At 73.3% G+C, this 14,827-nt stretch carries 14 protein-coding genes; 10 read left to right on the forward strand and 4 right to left on the reverse strand.

From position 1 onward, the window contains the following. The first annotated feature begins 97 nt into the window (after nt 1-97). Genes ACFRIC_RS21725 through ACFRIC_RS21740 form a run of 4 tightly spaced genes read left to right on the forward strand, consistent with a single transcriptional unit; the run spans nt 98 to nt 3,557 of the window. A complete protein-coding gene (locus ACFRIC_RS21725) occupies nt 98-814 on the forward strand; it encodes a DedA family protein (RefSeq protein WP_382788107.1) in 717 nt (238 codons plus the stop codon). After that, nucleotides 811-1,434: a phosphatase PAP2 family protein gene (locus ACFRIC_RS21730; RefSeq protein WP_382788109.1), complete on the forward strand. Its 624-nt coding sequence runs from the start codon at nt 811-813 to the stop codon at nt 1,432-1,434. Before ACFRIC_RS21725 ends, ACFRIC_RS21730 begins: the two co-directional genes overlap by 4 nt. Before the next feature lie 9 nt (nt 1,435-1,443). Continuing rightward, on the forward strand, nt 1,444-2,106 hold the full coding sequence (locus ACFRIC_RS21735) for a response regulator transcription factor (RefSeq protein WP_382788111.1): 663 nt from the start codon (nt 1,444-1,446) through the stop codon (nt 2,104-2,106). Next, nucleotides 2,103-3,557: a sensor histidine kinase gene (locus tag ACFRIC_RS21740; RefSeq protein ID WP_382788113.1), complete on the forward strand. Its 1,455-nt coding sequence runs from the start codon at nt 2,103-2,105 to the stop codon at nt 3,555-3,557. The genes ACFRIC_RS21735 and ACFRIC_RS21740 overlap by 4 nt, the downstream gene beginning before the upstream one ends. A gap of 130 nt (nt 3,558-3,687) precedes the next feature. Here ACFRIC_RS21740 and ACFRIC_RS21745 read toward each other — a convergent pair whose 3' ends face one another. Further along, nucleotides 3,688-4,764: a YbhN family protein gene (locus ACFRIC_RS21745; RefSeq protein WP_382788115.1), complete on the reverse strand. Its 1,077-nt coding sequence runs from the start codon at nt 4,762-4,764 to the stop codon at nt 3,688-3,690. A 110-nt stretch (nt 4,765-4,874) separates the two neighbouring features. After that, nucleotides 4,875-6,380: a hypothetical protein gene (locus tag ACFRIC_RS21750; RefSeq protein WP_382788117.1), complete on the reverse strand. Its 1,506-nt coding sequence runs from the start codon at nt 6,378-6,380 to the stop codon at nt 4,875-4,877. 225 nt (nt 6,381-6,605) lie between these two features. Here ACFRIC_RS21750 and ACFRIC_RS21755 point away from each other — a divergent pair, with 225 nt between their 5' ends. The 3 genes from ACFRIC_RS21755 to ACFRIC_RS21765 all read left to right on the forward strand — a co-directional run bounded on the left by ACFRIC_RS21755 (nt 6,606) and on the right by ACFRIC_RS21765 (nt 9,165). Continuing rightward, nucleotides 6,606-6,989 (forward strand): BlaI/MecI/CopY family transcriptional regulator, encoded by a 384-nt coding sequence (locus ACFRIC_RS21755; protein WP_382788119.1) that lies wholly within the window; start codon nt 6,606-6,608, stop codon nt 6,987-6,989. Further along, nucleotides 6,986-7,885, forward strand: coding sequence for a M48 family metalloprotease (locus tag ACFRIC_RS21760; RefSeq protein ID WP_382788121.1), 900 nt, complete (start codon nt 6,986-6,988; stop codon nt 7,883-7,885). The genes ACFRIC_RS21755 and ACFRIC_RS21760 overlap by 4 nt, the downstream gene beginning before the upstream one ends. Nucleotides 7,886-8,223: 338 nt before the next feature. Then, the gene (locus ACFRIC_RS21765) at nt 8,224-9,165 is read left to right on the forward strand and encodes an endonuclease/exonuclease/phosphatase family protein (protein ID WP_382788123.1); all 942 of its coding nucleotides are present in this window, start codon (nt 8,224-8,226) and stop codon (nt 9,163-9,165) included. Nucleotides 9,166-9,263: 98 nt separating this feature from the next. Here the strand turns inward: ACFRIC_RS21765 and ACFRIC_RS21770 are convergent, their stop codons facing one another. Beyond that, nucleotides 9,264-10,295, reverse strand: a complete 1,032-nt coding sequence (locus ACFRIC_RS21770) for an NlpC/P60 family protein (protein ID WP_382788125.1) — start codon at nt 10,293-10,295, stop codon at nt 9,264-9,266. A gap of 615 nt (nt 10,296-10,910) precedes the next feature. Here ACFRIC_RS21770 and ACFRIC_RS21775 point away from each other — a divergent pair. From ACFRIC_RS21775 to ACFRIC_RS21785, 3 genes are all read left to right on the forward strand, one after another. Beyond that, a complete protein-coding gene (locus tag ACFRIC_RS21775; RefSeq protein WP_382788127.1) occupies nt 10,911-11,561 on the forward strand; it encodes an RNA polymerase sigma factor in 651 nt (216 codons plus the stop codon). Next, nucleotides 11,558-12,463, forward strand: a complete 906-nt coding sequence (locus ACFRIC_RS21780; RefSeq protein ID WP_382788129.1) for a hypothetical protein — start codon at nt 11,558-11,560, stop codon at nt 12,461-12,463. Before ACFRIC_RS21775 ends, ACFRIC_RS21780 begins: the two co-directional genes overlap by 4 nt. Before the next feature lie 500 nt (nt 12,464-12,963). Beyond that, nucleotides 12,964-14,118 (forward strand): lactonase family protein, encoded by a 1,155-nt coding sequence (locus ACFRIC_RS21785; protein WP_382788131.1) that lies wholly within the window; start codon nt 12,964-12,966, stop codon nt 14,116-14,118. Between the two features lie 170 nt (nt 14,119-14,288). Here the strand turns inward: ACFRIC_RS21785 and ACFRIC_RS21790 are convergent, their stop codons facing one another. Further along, the gene (locus tag ACFRIC_RS21790) at nt 14,289-14,822 is read right to left on the reverse strand and encodes a 2'-5' RNA ligase family protein (protein WP_382788133.1); all 534 of its coding nucleotides are present in this window, start codon (nt 14,820-14,822) and stop codon (nt 14,289-14,291) included. Nucleotides 14,823-14,827: the final 5 nt, after the last annotated feature.

Here is a 14,827-nt window from a genome sequence, read left to right on the forward strand (position 1 = left end):
GAACGATCCTCACCCCGCCATCGTCTACAGTTCAGTAGACCGTCTACAGAATTGTAGTCAGTCGGGTCCGGGTTTCGACCGTGCCCGCCCTACCAGTATGAGAGGGTCCGCGACGATGGCCGCACCATTGTTCACAGCGTCCGACCTCGCCGTGAATATTCTCAGCGCGCAGTCCCTGCTCGCCGCCTTCGGTGTGCTGGGGGTGGGCGTGGTGATGTTCGCCGAGACCGGCCTGCTGATCGGCTTCTTCCTGCCCGGTGACTCGCTGCTGTTCACGGCGGGCCTGCTGTGCACCGGCTCGGGGCAGAACGGCCTGAAGCTGTCGCTCCCCCCGCTGCTGATCGCCGCGGCTCTGGGCGCCCTGATCGGCGCCCAGACGGGCTATCTGATCGGACGGAAGGCGGGCGGAGCGCTGCTCGCCCGCGGTTCCTCCCCACGGCTGGCGGCGGGCGCGCACCGGGCCGAGGAGCTCCTGGAGCGGTACGGCCACGCCAAGGCGATCGTCCTGGCCCGCTTCGTCCCCGTCGTGCGTACGGTGCTGAACCCGATGGCGGGCGCCCTGGGCGTGCCGGTGCGGACGTTCACCGTCTGGCAGGTCGCCGGCGGCCTCGTCTGGAGCGTCGGCCTCATCCTCGCGGGCTACGCGCTGGGCTCGTCCATCCCGAACGTCGACAAGTATCTGCTCCCGATCGTCGCGCTCATCGTCCTCGTGTCCCTGGCCCCCCTCGCCGTGGAGCTGTACCGCTCGCGCCGCCGGGCCGCCGCCGCGGGCGAGGAGGAGGCCACCGCGGACCAGGAGGAGGTGCGGGGATGATCCTGGCCTTCGACGGATCCCGGATCGACGGCTCCGCCTACCGGTACGTGACTTCTCTCGCCCGGTCCTCCCCCTCGTGGCTCGACGGCACGGTGTCCTTCTGGTCGACGTACGGCCTCGGTCTGTTCGCCGTGCTGATGGTGCTGGCCTGGTGGCGCGCCCGGCGCGAGAGCCCCGGCGCGGCGCTGCTCGCGCTCACCGTCCCCGTCGTCGTGGTCGTGGCGTACGTGGTGGATCTGGGGATGAAGCTGCTGGTGCGCGAGGACCGGCCCTGCCAGACCCTGCGGGTGGCCACGCTGGAGGCGTGCCCGGCCCGAGGCGACTGGTCGTTCCCGAGCAATCACGCGGCGATCGCGGCCGCGGCGGCCGTCGCGCTCTTCCTCCTCTCGCGCCGCCTCGGCACCGTCGCCGTCGTGGCCGCGGGCCTGATGGCCGCCTCCCGGGTGTGGGTGGGCGTGCACTATCCGCACGACGTGGCGGCGGGTCTGCTCGTCGGCACGCTGGTCGCGATGACGATGGTGGCGGCCCTGCGCCGGCTGCCCGACGTGTCGGGCCATCCGCTCACCGCCTCGCGGCTCGGGGTCCTGCTCCTGGCGCCCCGGCTCGCGAAGAGCGGGTGAGCGGGCTGTATGCGCCGGCGGATCCTGGTCGTCGAGGACGACCACGCGCTGCGTGACGTCCTGCGGCGCGGGCTGTGGGACGAGGGCTTCGACACCGTGCCGGCACCGGACGGCGCCACCGCGCTGCGGCTGGCCGGGGACGGCATCGACGCGGCCGTCCTGGACGTCGGCCTGCCCGACGCCGACGGACGGGACGTGTGCCAGGCGATCCGGGCGGGCGGCTTCAGCTCCCCCGTGATCTTCCTGACGGCCCACCACCACCTCACCGACCGGCTGGCCGGCTTCGCCGCCGGAGGCGACGACTATCTGCCCAAGCCGTTCCACCTGACGGAGCTGGCGGCGCGGCTGCGGGCGGCCCTCAAGCGCGCCGGACCGGTCGCGACCGGCACCGCGGGCGACCTGCTGCTGGACCCGGTCGCGCACAGTCTGACCGTGCGCGGCCGTCCCGTCGCGCTGACCCCGACGGAGTTCCGGCTGCTGGCGGCGCTCATCGCGGCGTCCGGCGCGATCGTCGGCCGGCGCGAGCTGACCCGGGCCGGCTGGCCCGAGGGAGCCCAGGTCAGCGACAACACGCTCGACCAGTATCTGACCCGGCTTCGCCGCAGGCTCCGGGACGGCGGCAGCGAGCTGACGGTCACGACCGCCCGGGGCGTCGGACACCGGCTGTCATGAACCACTGTCCCCCGAACGCGCGGCCGAGGCCGGCGGCGGAGCCCGCTACGCCCGCCGTGCCCTGGCGGGCGCGCGCCTCCCGCTGGGCCCCGGCGACCCTGCGCGGCCGGCTCTCGCTGGTCGCGCTGACCGCCGCCACCCTGCTGATGGTGATCCTCACGGTGGCGTTCAACACGGTCGTACGACAGCGCCTCCAGCACCAGGCGGACGACGAGCTGCGCACCCGGGCCACCGCCGTCGCCGCGACCCTCGACATCAGCGGCACCCGGGTGCGCGTCCTGAAGACACCCGGCGAGGAGTGGCTCGACGCGAACGTGTGGATCTACGCGGGCGGGCGGCTCCTGGAGAAACCGCCGACGGCCACCGCCTCGGGTCCGCTCACCCGCGCCGCCGGCGCACTCGCCGCCCGGGGCGGTACGGGCTGCCTCACCTCCGGCGCGCACGGCCCGGTCCGGCTGTGCGCGCGCCCGGTGCCGGGCGACCGCTCCGGCGCGGCCGTCGTCACCGCCCTCGACCTGTCGCCCTACCGCGCCTCGGCCGACACCCTGCTGTTCGCGTCGCTCGCGCTGGACGCCGTCATGCTCGCCTGCGCGTACGCGCTCACACGCCTCGCGGTCGGGCGTGCCCTGCGGCCCGTGCGCACCATGACCCACCAGGCCACCCGGTGGAGCGCGGTGGCCTCCGAGGAACGCTTCGGACACGCCGACCGGCCCGACGAACTCGCCCGGCTGGGCGGATCGCTGGACGCGCTCCTGGACCGCATACGGGCCCTGCTGCGCCACGAGCGGCAGCTCACCCGCGAGCTGTCGCACGAACTGCGCAATCCGCTCGCCCGGATCATCGCCGAGCTCGACTGGCTGCGGTCCCGGCCCCGGTCGGCCGAGGAGACGTGGGCCGCGCACGAGGCCGTGGCGGACGCGGCCCGGTCCATGCGCACGATCTGCGACACGCTGCTCGACGACGCCCGCGACAGCGCCGCCGCCGCACCGGGCACCAGCGAGGTCGTGCCCGTACTGCGCCGGCTCGCGGACCGGGCCGCGACGGCCCGACCGGAGGTGGAGATCGCCGTCCGGGGCCCCGGGGACGGCCCGACGGCCGGGGTGCCGGACGCCCTGACCGTCGGAGTGCCGGACGCCCTGCTGGAGCGCATCGTCAGCCCGCTGCTCGACAACGCCCTGCGACACGCCCGCTCCCGGGTCGCGATCAGGGCCGCGGCGGTGCCCGGGGGCGTCCGGGTGGAGGTCGGCGACGACGGACCGGGCGTTCCGGAGTCCTTCGCGCCGCAGCTCTTCCTGCCGGGGCGCCGCGCCGATCCCGGGGACGGACACGGCGGAGCGGGCCTCGGTCTGCCGCTCGCGCGACGCCTGGCCCGTTCCGCCGGCGGCGAGGTCCATCACGAGGAGGCGGACACCCCGGGCGCGACCTTCGTGGTGGGACTCCCGTCGGGGTGAACGGCCCGGCGACGCGCCGCCCACCCCGACGGCTCCCGCTGCGTGGCTCATGAGGCCCGAGGCTGTCAGCGGACGTCCGAACACATCCTGACCGCCGTACGCCGCGAGCCCCGGGCCCCGCGTGTGCCGGTCACAGCACCCGGCGGCGGATCAGCACGCCCAAGGCCACCAGGCCCGGGAGCAGGGGCAGCCAGACGGTGAGCAGCCGGTAGCCGATCACCGTGGACGCCGCCGCCTCGCCCGGTGCTCCGGCCAGCGTGAGCGCCAGCGCGAGAGCGGCGTCCAGGGAGCCGATGCCGCCCGGGGTGGGCAGCAGGACGGCGGCGCTGCTGGCCGCGAGGTAGACGAGGGCCACCCGGGCCGGGGACAGCGGCAGCCCGATGGCCTGGGCCACGGCGATGACCACGGTGGCGTGCAGCGCGGCGAAGGCCAGCGAGCCGCCCCACAGCGCGGCGGCCCGCGCGGGGAGTTCGTGCACGGCGCGGACGTCCAGGAGCACGCGGCGCAGCGCCCGCCGCAGCGGTCCGGCGAAGAGGGCGGCGGCGAAGGCGGCGACCACGGCACCGGCCGCCCAGGCGGCCACGGTCCAGGCGTTCGCCGTGAGCCTGGGCAGACGGAGCGCGCCGGGACAGGCCAGGGCGAGTCCGCCGATCAGACAGCCGCGTACGACGGTTCCGGCGCAGGCCTTGACCGCGAGCGCGGTGGCGGAACGGGCGAGGGGCAGTCCGCACCGGGTCAGGAAGCGCAGATTGACCGCGCCCGCCCCGAGACCGGAGGGCAGTACGTGGTTGGCGGAGGCGGCCGCGAACTGCACCGCCACCAGGCGCCCGGCGGGCAGCGGCTCCGGCACCGCGCCCTGCTGGGCGAGGGCGGAGCACACCCAGGTCGCGAGGGTGGCGACGGCCGCCACCAGCAGCCAGCCCCGGTCGGCGTGGGCGAGCCGATCGGCTCCCGCCGCGATCACCGGCCAGTGCCGGTGGGCGAGGAAGCCCGCACACACGAGCACGACCAGCGAAAGCCCCGCGTGCCGCCCCACCCGTCCGTCCCGCCCGACGACCCGCCGCCCGACGACCGCCCACCTGCCGCCCGCGGGTGACACCGCCCCTCCGGGCCCGGCCACGGCCTCGGTCCCCCTTTCCGGCAGCCCACACGCCGACTCGGACAGACCGCCCATGGGCTCGCGCACCCCCGACACCGGCTCGCGCATGCCACGCACCGGCTCCGGCACGGCGGCACCCACCACCCCGGGCGGCGACACCCCCGGGGCACCGGACGACCGGCTCCCTTCCGGCGGTGCGAGCGGCTTCGGCCGAGGGGTCACGGCGTGGGGCTCCCCGCACCCGGAGAGACGTAGATGTCGACCGCGCCCGCACGGTGGGGTGCCCAGGCGTGGGCGTATCCGGGAGGCGAGCCGCCCGGGGTGGTGACGACGGCGACCGGCATGCGCCGGACGGAGCGCGCGATGCCGGCCGCGGTGGCGTTGGCGTTGTGCCCGGAGGTCGCCACCGAGGAGCAGCCGGCGTAGAAGGCGATGGGGACGGACCGGTAGCCGGCCAGCGCGCAGGGCGGCCGCACCCCGAGCCGGTGCAGTTCGGCCGCCGTCGCCGCCCAGCCCCGGTGGCTGTCGGCGGTGCGCCGCACCGTGCTCTCCAGCACCGCGAACTGCACGGCCAGATGCGCGGCGAGCCCGAGGGCCACCAGCGTCACGGTCACCGGCCGCCACCGGCCGCCGGGGGCGGTGACGAGGTGGACGAGCGCGTCGGCGACGGGGATCACGGCGAGTGCGTAGACAGGCAGCAGGAAGCGGGGCGCCGCGTATCCGATCATGAGGAGATACGGGACCGAGGCCGTCGTGGCACAGGCCAGGAGCAGCAGGGTGGGTACCGGGCGACGGGCCCGGACGGCGATCACGAGGCCGAGAGCGGCGACCACCGGCAGGACGAACCACCACACCATCACGGCGGGTTCCGGCATCCCGCCGGTGCAGGGCCGGCACAGCACGCGTCCGCCGAGACTGCGCATCTGGTCGCCGACCGCGATGTTCCAGCCGAGGCCGCCCTGGATGCGCGACCCGTCGGAGAGCCGTTGCCCCAGGCCGCCGTAGCTCACGTACGCCTCGACGATCCACTCGACGGCTCCGGCCGACAGACCCGCGACGAGCGCGAGCAAGGGGCGGAACCGCCGCCACCGGGGGGCCGCCACGGTGAGGACGAGGAGCGGCAGGGTCACCCAGACCGCGTCGGGGGGCCGCATCCACGCCATGAGCGCGGCGCTCAGTCCGATCCCCCACAGGGCCGCCCGGTCGCGGCCGCCCGCCTGGGCCCGGAGGAAGCACCCGACGCAGGCCAGGGCGCCGATCGCCACCCAGTAGTTGGGCATGACCTGCGGGCCGTAGAAGACGGTCACCCACAGCGTCCCGAACAGGGCGCCCGCCAGGGCGAGGACGCGCGCGGGGAACAGCCCGCGCCAGACGCGCAGGGCCACGAACAGGCCGAGCCCGGAGAGCAGGGCGAGGTAGATCCGCAGCAGGGTGGTGGAGGAGGACCAGGAGGCCACCGGGGCGACGAGCAGCGAGATTCCCCGGGCCCGTGGCGCGCTGAAGAACGCCGCGGGGGCGTGCGGGGAGACCTGGCTGACGTACACGGTCTCGTCCCAGCCGAGCCCCATGTCCGGGTGCACGAGGACCAGTTGGGCCAGGGTGAAGGCGGCCGCGACCAGCGCGAGGAGACCCAGGTCACCGGGCCGCCGGGACACCCGGGCCGTCCTGTCCGGCGGTCCGGGCCGCCGGATGCCGATGAGCGGGACGTTCAGGGTCTTGGCCATCGTCCACCCTTCAGCCCTACACGCTGTAGGGTTCCTTCACCCTACAAGACGTAGGGTGAAGCCGGGAGCCGGGGAATCACGGACAAACTACCGCTCACCGGAAGAAGGTGCCGAACGGGACGGGCATCCGGGTGCATCCGGGGAACACGCGCCCCCGCGCACCCCCGTCCCGGACCCCGGACCGGCACCGTTCCAGGGTCGACTACGCGCTGTAAGGTGACGGGCATGGCTGGCACAGGTCCCCACGGAAGGGCGGAACGGCGCAGCGCGGGCGAGCTGGAGAGCGAGGTCCTCGCCGCCCTGTGGGCCACCGACGACGCGCTCACGCCCGCCGAGATCCAGGCCGAGATCGGCGGCGGCCTCGCCTACAACACCGTGCACACCATCCTGAAACGTCTGTACGACAAGGGACTCGTGCTGCGGGATGTTGACGGCCGGCGCGGCGCGTACCGCCCCGCCAAGAACGCGGCCGAGCTGACGGCCGAGGCCATGCACGAGGCGCTGGACCGCGGACCCGACCCGATCGCGGCCCTCCAGCAGTTCGTCACCGGGCTCAGCCGCCAGGAGGAACAAGCCCTGCGCGATCTCCTGGGAGGGAACGGGCCGTGAGGATCGACGTCTACGTCCCCCTCGTCCTCGCGCTGCTCCTGACCTCGGTCGCCCCGCTGGTCGGCAGGCGGGTGTCGCCCGGTCTCGCCGCCCGTGCCCTGGTCGCGGCCGCCGTGCTGACCGCGGCCGCGTCCACCTGGGCGCTGCTGCTGCTCGGGGCCACGCTGATCGACCAGGCGCCCGCGGTGATCGCCGAGGCGGGTGAGGAGGGCCGGGTGCTGCCCGAGCCCGTTCCGGAGACCGTCGCCGTGCTGGCGGTGGCCGCCCTCGCCGTGATCGCCCGCCGGCTCCTCCATGTGGTGCGAGCACACATCGCGACCCGCAGGGTCCTGCTCAGGCTGTGCGAGGGTCACCCGCCGGACAGTGAACTCGTCGTCGCCGCCTCGCCGACCCCGCGCGCCTTCGCGATCCCCGGCAAACCGGGCCGGATCCTGGTGACGGCCTCGATGCTCGGCGCGCTGGAGCCCGCCGAACGACGGGTCCTGCTCGCCCACGAGCGCGCTCACCTGACGCACCGCCACGCGGCGCTGTCGACCGCCGTGGCCCTGGCCGCCGCGGCGAACCCGCTGCTCGTACCCGTCCGCGACACCGTCGTCTTCCTGCTGGAGCGGTGGGCCGACGAGGAGGCCGCGAGCAGCGTCGGCGACCGGAACACGACGGCCCGCGCCCTGGCCCGCGCCGCCCTCGTCTCCCAGCACGCCCGCACCGGATGCGCCCTGCACTTCTCCGGACACGCCGTCAGCCGCCGCATCGCGGCCCTGCAGACCGCTCCCCCGCCCGTCGTACGGTCCGTCGGCGCGGCCGTGCTCGCGCTCGGCGCCCTGCCGGCACTGGGCGCGGTCGACGCCACGAGCGACCTGCTGCACCTGCTGTCCGAGACACTGCCGGGCCTGTGACACGGCCAGGTCGGTGACAGCCTGGCCGGTGGCATGGCCCGGGCGGTGACCGGCCCAGTGCGTGACGCGGCCGGTCGGTGACCGGCCCAGTGCGTGACACGGCCGGTCGGTGACCCGCCCGGCCAACAACACGGGCCCGGCGTGTCTTCGCCCGCCGGTGACACCCCTGTCGGTGACCCGGCCCGCCGGTGCCTTCGCCCGCCGGTGATACCACCCACCCTGGCCGACATCACCCGAGCCGACGGCCCGCGCCGCCGGGGAGTCCCACACCCGGCACCGCCCGCCCCGCCGGAAGAACCGGCCGCCGCTCGGCGATGGCGGCGGGTACGGTCGCGGTCATGACACCTTCCGACACGGCTGATCCGGGCGCCTCGCGCTCCGGGCGGGTGCGGTTCGCGACGTTCAACGTGCTGCACGGACGGACGCTGGTGGACGGCAGACCCGTGTCCGTCCGGACCGCGGACGGCCCCGAACTGCCGCTCGTCCGGGCCGTCGCGTCACTGGACGCCGACGTGGTGGCACTCCAGGAAGTGGACCGGCTCCAGGAACGCTCGGGCAAGGTGGACCAGGCCGCCGCCGTGGCCGCGGGGTGCGACGCGCCGCACTGGCGCTACGCCTCCGCCTTCCACGGCATGGCCCGGGGTGCGGGCGGCTGGCTCCCGGAACCCTCCGTACCCGGCCTGCGGGTGTACGGGCCGCGCGAGGCCGAGGCGGGCGACGGCGTCCCCTCGCACGGCGTCGCCCTGCTGTCCCGGCTGCCGGTACGGCACTGGAGGGCACGCCGGCTGGCTCCGGCACCGGTCCCCATGCCGCTGCGGACGCCCGGACGCCGGGGACTCACCGTGTCCAGGGACCAGCCGCGGGCCGCGCTGGCCGCCGTACTGGAGGGAAGCCGGGGGCCGTTCACCGTGGTGGCGCTGCATCTGTCGTTCGTGCCCGGCTGGAACGTGCGCCAGTTGCTCGCCGTCCGCGCCTGGATCGCCGACCTGCCCGGACCCCGGGTGCTTCTCGGCGACTTCAATCTGCCCGGCGCGCTTCCCAGGACGGTCCTCGGCCTCGCCGGACCGGTCGGCGGCGGCAGGGGATCCGGGGGCACCCCGGCGCTGCCGCGCGGCTGGCAGGACCTGGCCCGTACACCCACCTATCCGGCCCACCGCCCCGTGGTCCAGCTCGATCATGTGCTGGCCGAGGGAATCGCTGCGGGAGCGGCCACCGGACCGCACGCGCCGAGCACCCCCGTCTCGGACCACCGGCCCCTGGTGGTCGACCTGCCCCTGTGACCGGACCGTACGACCGGACGACGGCCAACGGTCCGCCCGGGCGGCCCTCGCCTGCCGCCGTCGAGACCGCGCGCCGCTGCCCCGGCCCTGGGCATGGATCAGATCCGGACGCCGAACTGGAAGGGCATGTTGGCGATCGCCTCGTAGCGGACGACCGCGCCGCTGTGCGGGGCGTGCAGCACCTGGCCGCTGCCCGCGTAGAGGCCGACGTGGTGCTGGTCGCCGTAGAAGATGACCAGGTCGCCGATCTGGAGATCGCTCTGCGAGTAGATGCGGGTGCCCGCGTTGGCCTGGGCCTCCGAGGTGCGGGGTATGGTCACGTCGGCCTGGGCGTACGCCCACGAGGTGAGGCCCGAGCAGTCGAACGAGTTGGGACCCGCGTGGGTGTACACGTACGGGGCCCCGATCACGCTCTGGGCGGCGGCGAAGGCGGCGCCGGCACGGCCCGAGCCCTTGCTGTTGCCGAGGTCGACGCGCTGGCCGGCGCGGGTGGCCCGCTCCTGCTCCTGGGTGGCCAGCGCGGCCTTCTCCTGGGCGGTCAGCGTGTTGAGGAGCTTCTGCGCGGAGCCCAGCTTGCTCTGGACTTCCTTCTTCTTCTTGGCGAGCTCGGCCCGGGTGTCGGCGAGGTCCTTGAGCTTCGCGGAGGCCTCGGCACGCTGCTGGGCGAGCGAACGCTGCTTCTCCTGGACCTTCTTGAGCGACTCGACCTGCTGGGCGCTCAACTGGTCCATGGCCGAGGCCTTGTCCAGGAAGTCGTCCGGGTCGGAGGAGAGGAAGAGGGCCACGGAGGGGTCGATGCCGCCGGTGCGGTACTGGGCGCTGGCCATCGAACCGAGACCGTCACGCAGCTCGTTGAGCGCCTCCTGGCCACGGGCGACGTTGTCCTGAAGGGAGTTGATCTCCTTCTGCAGCTTCCGCTGCTTCTCCTTGGCGCCGTCGAGCTTCTCCGTGGCCTGCTCGGCCTCTTCGTAGAGCTTGTCGACCTTGGTCTTGACCTCGTCCTTGTCGGGCTTCTCGGACGGCGCCGCGTTGGCGGCGTTGGCGCTGAGGACAACAGCGGCAGCGGCGGCGGTGGTGAGCACGGTGACGCGGGTACGGCTCGGCTGCTTGGGTCGACGGTGGGACGCCACGAAAGCAGGCTCCTTTTCCTCCGGCCGCCTGCCGAATACGCCGACGGGCGGTGATCCTTCACTGTCACCCCCAACGAGTGAACGACCGAGCAAAGGTTCGGAGGGGGACTGTAGTGACTCAATCTTCATCAGAGCAAGTGGCGTTGTAGCGAACGGCGCTGAGCGACAAAGACGAGTTGCGGCTTTCCTTCGGAGTTCCTGCCGGGTGGGCGCCAGATGTCGGCCTTGGATTCAACCGGTCGGGGCGACACTCCCGGCTCGCGAAGAAATCCCAGGCACGTTCGCGAGGGATGGTGAGTTTCGTCGCGTCGGCGTCAGGCTCGTCATGTCTGAACGTCGGCAGGCTTGTTCTTTTGGGCAGGTACTGCCGGAGCAGTTCCTCGACCGGTCGGGCATCGGCGCTCTGTGAACGCCACCGGCCTTTCGTCACGCGGCGCACCCCGGTGCCGCCGAACGCCCGTTCCCGCGCGGCAGTCTCCCGTTGGGCACGCGTCACCCGCTCGCCCGCGTATGCCATCCTCGACCAGCGCTGTCGCCGGCCGGGTGCATCCAACTCCGTCGAAGCGGATCCGACTCAGCGGGAACCTTCAGCCGGTTGCCGGACACGTATGGAGCATGGAACTGAACCACGCTGGTCCCGCTGCACCGGTCGGAGGGGTCTCTGATCGTGAGCTGTGGGCGAGGGCCGTCGACGGCGACCGGGAGGCGTTCGGCCGGATCTTCGACCGCCATGCGAAGGCCGTCTACAACTACCTGTTCCGGCGGACGGCCGACTGGTCTGAGGCTGAAGACCTCACGTCGACCGTGTTCTTGCACGCGTGGCGTCGGCGATCGGAGACGGTGCTGGACCGCGACTCGGCCTTGCCGTGGCTGCTGGGCATCGCCGACCGTCTGCTGTCGAATGCCTGGCGGCGGCTGAGGCGGGCCGAGGCGTTGTTGCACCGGCTCGTCTCGCATGGCGAGCCGCCGGTGGGCGACCACGCGGACCGCGTCGCCGTCCTGGTCGACGACGAACGTCGTATGTCGGAGATCCACCGGGCACTGGCCCGGCTGCCGCGCCATGAACGAGAGGTCGTCGAGCTCTGCGTGTGGTCGGGACTGGATCAGCAGGCGGCTGCGGCAACGCTGCAGGTGGCGGTCGGAACGGTGAAGTCCAGACTGCACCGCGCGCGGCGCAGGCTGGGAGCCGACCTCGTCGGCGGAGCCCCGGTTTTGGCGTCGTTCAGTTCGAAGAATCCTGTCAACGCGGAAGAGGTCGCACGATGAATGACATGCCGGGCGTTCCCGCGGCTCCTTCCGATCGTGATCTGCCGAACCACCGGCGGACCCGGGAGGAGCTCCTGACCAAGATCGGTCCAGAGGACAACGGTGCTTCGCTGCGGCGCAGGTGGGGAGTGCCGCTGGCTGTCGCCGCCGGCGTCGCGGGAGTGAGTGTCGCGGCCGTGTCCGTGTTCGGCGGGACGGGGGACGCCGAGCCACTTCTCGCCGGGACTGCCGGAAACCCTACGAACGCCGCCGCGTCACCGACGCCGAGCACAACGCGCGAGTTCACGTCGGCCGGAGCCGGCTCAGCGCCGTCTTCGACGCGTACGACTTCCACCGCGGACGCGTTCACCGTCACCAGCGGGACGACGACCCCGGTCGACGCCGGGACCGTCGCCAAGATCCTGGCTTCCTGCCTGGGCTCGGATGCGTCCCGGTACCACGCGGTGGTCGCGGCCCGCGCTCCCATCGCCTCGCGGAGCGGGGACGGCGTGGTCGTCGCCGTCAACTCCGACGATCAGTATGTGCAATGCGAGTCAAAGGGCGACAAGGGAAGCAGCCAGGATTCTCCGCCCACGTTCATCAACAATCGCCTGTGGGGCACCGGTCATTCGATCGAGTATTTCGACTCCACCCTCGAGCCCGCCGGCAAGGGGCGGTACCTCATGCTGGGTGCCGGGCATTACACATCCGACATCACCAAGGTCGCGATCAGCTACGGCGACAACCCGAAACAATATCCAGCGGTCATGGCAGGCGGCGCATTCGTCTACGCGGCGGCTCTCTCCACGGAAAACCCTGACTCCCATTTTGTGGGCCCGAGCCCCTACGTCCACGCCTACAACGCATCCGGCGAGGAGATCTACAACCAGAAGACGGACCCGCAGTTCACCGACAAACAGTAGGCCGGATATTTCGACCGACCCTCAGGTGGACCCGAGGCCGCTCGCATCAATGTTGGTCATCGGGCGGCTGAACGGGGCGCCGCGGGTGGCGGGCGCGCGTTCAGCCGCGCGCCGGCGAAGGGCAGGATTCGTCGAGCCGTGCCGCCAGGGCGACCACTCGGTCAGCTGCTTGCCGGTGAGCCTTTCCGGACCTGGGTCCGCGCTGGTGAGGTGGGGGGACGGCCTGCCTCACCGGCCCTTGGTGACAAGACCCGGGCCGAGCAGGTGGCAACCGCCCCCATGCGCGGCCATATGGATGGCATTTGCTCCAAAGGCCTGCCAAAGCCCTGTGCTCCACGGCGATGTTCGTTCTCGGTGGGTCATTCTTCGGTGCTGCGAGCACGTATGAGGGCCGCCCGGCACGGGGCACGGGAGCGCGCGTCGCCTTCGTCCACGCCCTGTTCACCGGTGCCCCGGACCGGCCGGCCGCCATCCCCACTCTTCGCACCAGGAGCAGCACCATGACCGTCCGCAAGGTCCGCCTCGCAGTTGCCGCCGTCACGACGGCCGCGGTGGCGGCGCTGTCCGCCGCTCCGGCGGCGACCGCGTCCGCCCCCGCTCTCCCCCACAGCCCGGCACACCCCCGCAGCGGGGCGGTGTTCGTCCAGAGCGACAACACCACCGCGAACACCGTCGTCGCCTACCACCGTTCCTCCGACGGCACGCTCAGCCGGCGTGGCGTGTACCCGACGGGGGGCCGCGGCGGCGTGCTGGACGGCTCGGTGGTGGACCACCTGGCGTCCCAGGGGTCGCTCGCCTACGACCGCAAGGCGGGGCTTCTCTACGCCGTCAACGCCGGCAGCGACACGCTCACCCTCTTCGCGGTGCACGGCGACCGGCTCGAACGTCTCCAGATCCTCCCCACCGGCGGCGACTTCCCCGTCAGTGTCACGTTCCACGGCAACCGGGTGTGGGTGCTCAACGCCCTTGACGGCGGCTCCGTCCAGGGCTTCGTCCGCACCGGTCACCGGCTGGAGGGGGTCGACTCCTGGCACCGCCGGCTCGGCCTGGACCCCGACGCCACCCCGCAGTTCACCCACACCCCCGGGCAGATCTCCTTCACACCCGACGGCTCGAAGCTCGTCGTCACCACCAAGGCCGGCGCCGACAGCATCGACGTCTTCCGGCTGAACCGCCGCGGCACGCCCGTCGGCCGTCCCGTGGTCACCGCCACCCCGGGCGCCGTGCCGTTCGGCTTCACCTTCGACCCCGCCGGACGGCTCCAGGTCACCGAGGCCGGACCCAACGCCGTCGAGACCTTCGCCCTCCACCGCGACGGCACCCTCACCTCGCTCGGCCAGGTCCTCACCGGCCAGGCCGCCACCTGCTGGATCGTCGCCACCGACCACAAGCTCTACGCCTCCAACGCCGGCAGCGGCTCGCTGTCCGGCTACCGCGTGCGCCGCGACGGCACCCTGGCCGCCCTCGGCAACACCCCGACCGACCCCGGAACGGTCGACGCCGCCGTCTCCTCCGACGGCCGCAACCTGTATGTGCAGACCGGCGCGCAGGGCCGCGTGAACGAGTTCCGGATCAACCGCGACGGCTCACTCACCCGCATCGGATCGGTCACCGTGCCCGGCGCCGTCGGCGGCGAGGGCATCGTCGCCGGCTGACCCGAACACCGGCGTACGTCACCCCGGCGCCTGCGCCGCATGCCGTCCCCGGCCCGCCTCGCACAGGGGCCGGGGCGGCGGCGTACTCCTCGTCGGTGCCGTGGGTCAGCCAGTGCCGCCCCGAGGTCGGTCGAGTGGGCCGGGCGGAGGGATCGGCGGGCAGAACCGCTTCAGAGACGGGGCTCCAGCACCTCGAGGGCTCCCGTCTCGGTGTCGTAGCTGCGCAGGGTGGTGAGCTGGACCGACACCGGCGGCGCCGGGAGCAGGCCGGGGATCCGCCGGCCGGCGAAGGCGTCCGCCCGCCGAGAGCGGCCGAGGGTGACGTGCGGGCTCCAACGCGCCGGATCGTGCAAAGGGTTGAGGGTCTCGGACGGACTGTCGGAGGCCACCGCGTCCCACACCAGGCCATGCAGGCCGGCCAGGGCGGAATCGAGATCAAGGGCCCAGGCCAGTACCGAGGTCGGCCGTTCGAAGCGGACCAGGCCGGTGAAACGCACCGGCAGGGGCAGGGCTGCGGCCGCCTCGGCCAGCTCCCAGCGGATCGGGGCGGTCAGCTCCGGGCAGGCGGCCAGGGTGAGATGGGGGCTGTTGGTCGGTGAGCGGTGGCGCGCCTGGCTGGGCAGGCCCGCGTCCGCCAACCGCCGCCAGGCCTCCCGGACCGCCAGGTCCGCCGCTTCGTCCAGCAAGACCTCGACCGTGCGCACCGGCG

It is taken from the genome of Streptomyces sp. NPDC056738, from assembly GCF_042790435.1.
Classification (GTDB): Bacteria; Actinomycetota; Actinomycetes; order Streptomycetales; family Streptomycetaceae; genus Streptomyces.

Coding starts and splice junctions, on each gene's coding strand:
- ACFRIC_RS21725 (WP_382788107.1), top strand. CDS start 98: ATGAGAGGGTCCGCGACGATGGCCGCACCATTGTTCACAGCGTCCGAC.
- ACFRIC_RS21730 (WP_382788109.1), top strand. CDS start 811: ATGATCCTGGCCTTCGACGGATCCCGGATCGACGGCTCCGCCTACCGG.
- ACFRIC_RS21735 (WP_382788111.1), top strand. CDS start 1,444: ATGCGCCGGCGGATCCTGGTCGTCGAGGACGACCACGCGCTGCGTGAC.
- ACFRIC_RS21740 (WP_382788113.1), top strand. CDS start 2,103: ATGAACCACTGTCCCCCGAACGCGCGGCCGAGGCCGGCGGCGGAGCCC.
- ACFRIC_RS21745 (WP_382788115.1), bottom strand. CDS start 4,764: ATGCGCGAGCCGGTGTCGGGGGTGCGCGAGCCCATGGGCGGTCTGTCC.
- ACFRIC_RS21750 (WP_382788117.1), bottom strand. CDS start 6,380: ATGGCCAAGACCCTGAACGTCCCGCTCATCGGCATCCGGCGGCCCGGA.
- ACFRIC_RS21755 (WP_382788119.1), top strand. CDS start 6,606: ATGGCTGGCACAGGTCCCCACGGAAGGGCGGAACGGCGCAGCGCGGGC.
- ACFRIC_RS21765 (WP_382788123.1), top strand. CDS start 8,224: ATGACACCTTCCGACACGGCTGATCCGGGCGCCTCGCGCTCCGGGCGG.
- ACFRIC_RS21775 (WP_382788127.1), top strand. CDS start 10,911: ATGGAACTGAACCACGCTGGTCCCGCTGCACCGGTCGGAGGGGTCTCT.
- ACFRIC_RS21780 (WP_382788129.1), top strand. CDS start 11,558: ATGAATGACATGCCGGGCGTTCCCGCGGCTCCTTCCGATCGTGATCTG.
- ACFRIC_RS21785 (WP_382788131.1), top strand. CDS start 12,964: ATGACCGTCCGCAAGGTCCGCCTCGCAGTTGCCGCCGTCACGACGGCC.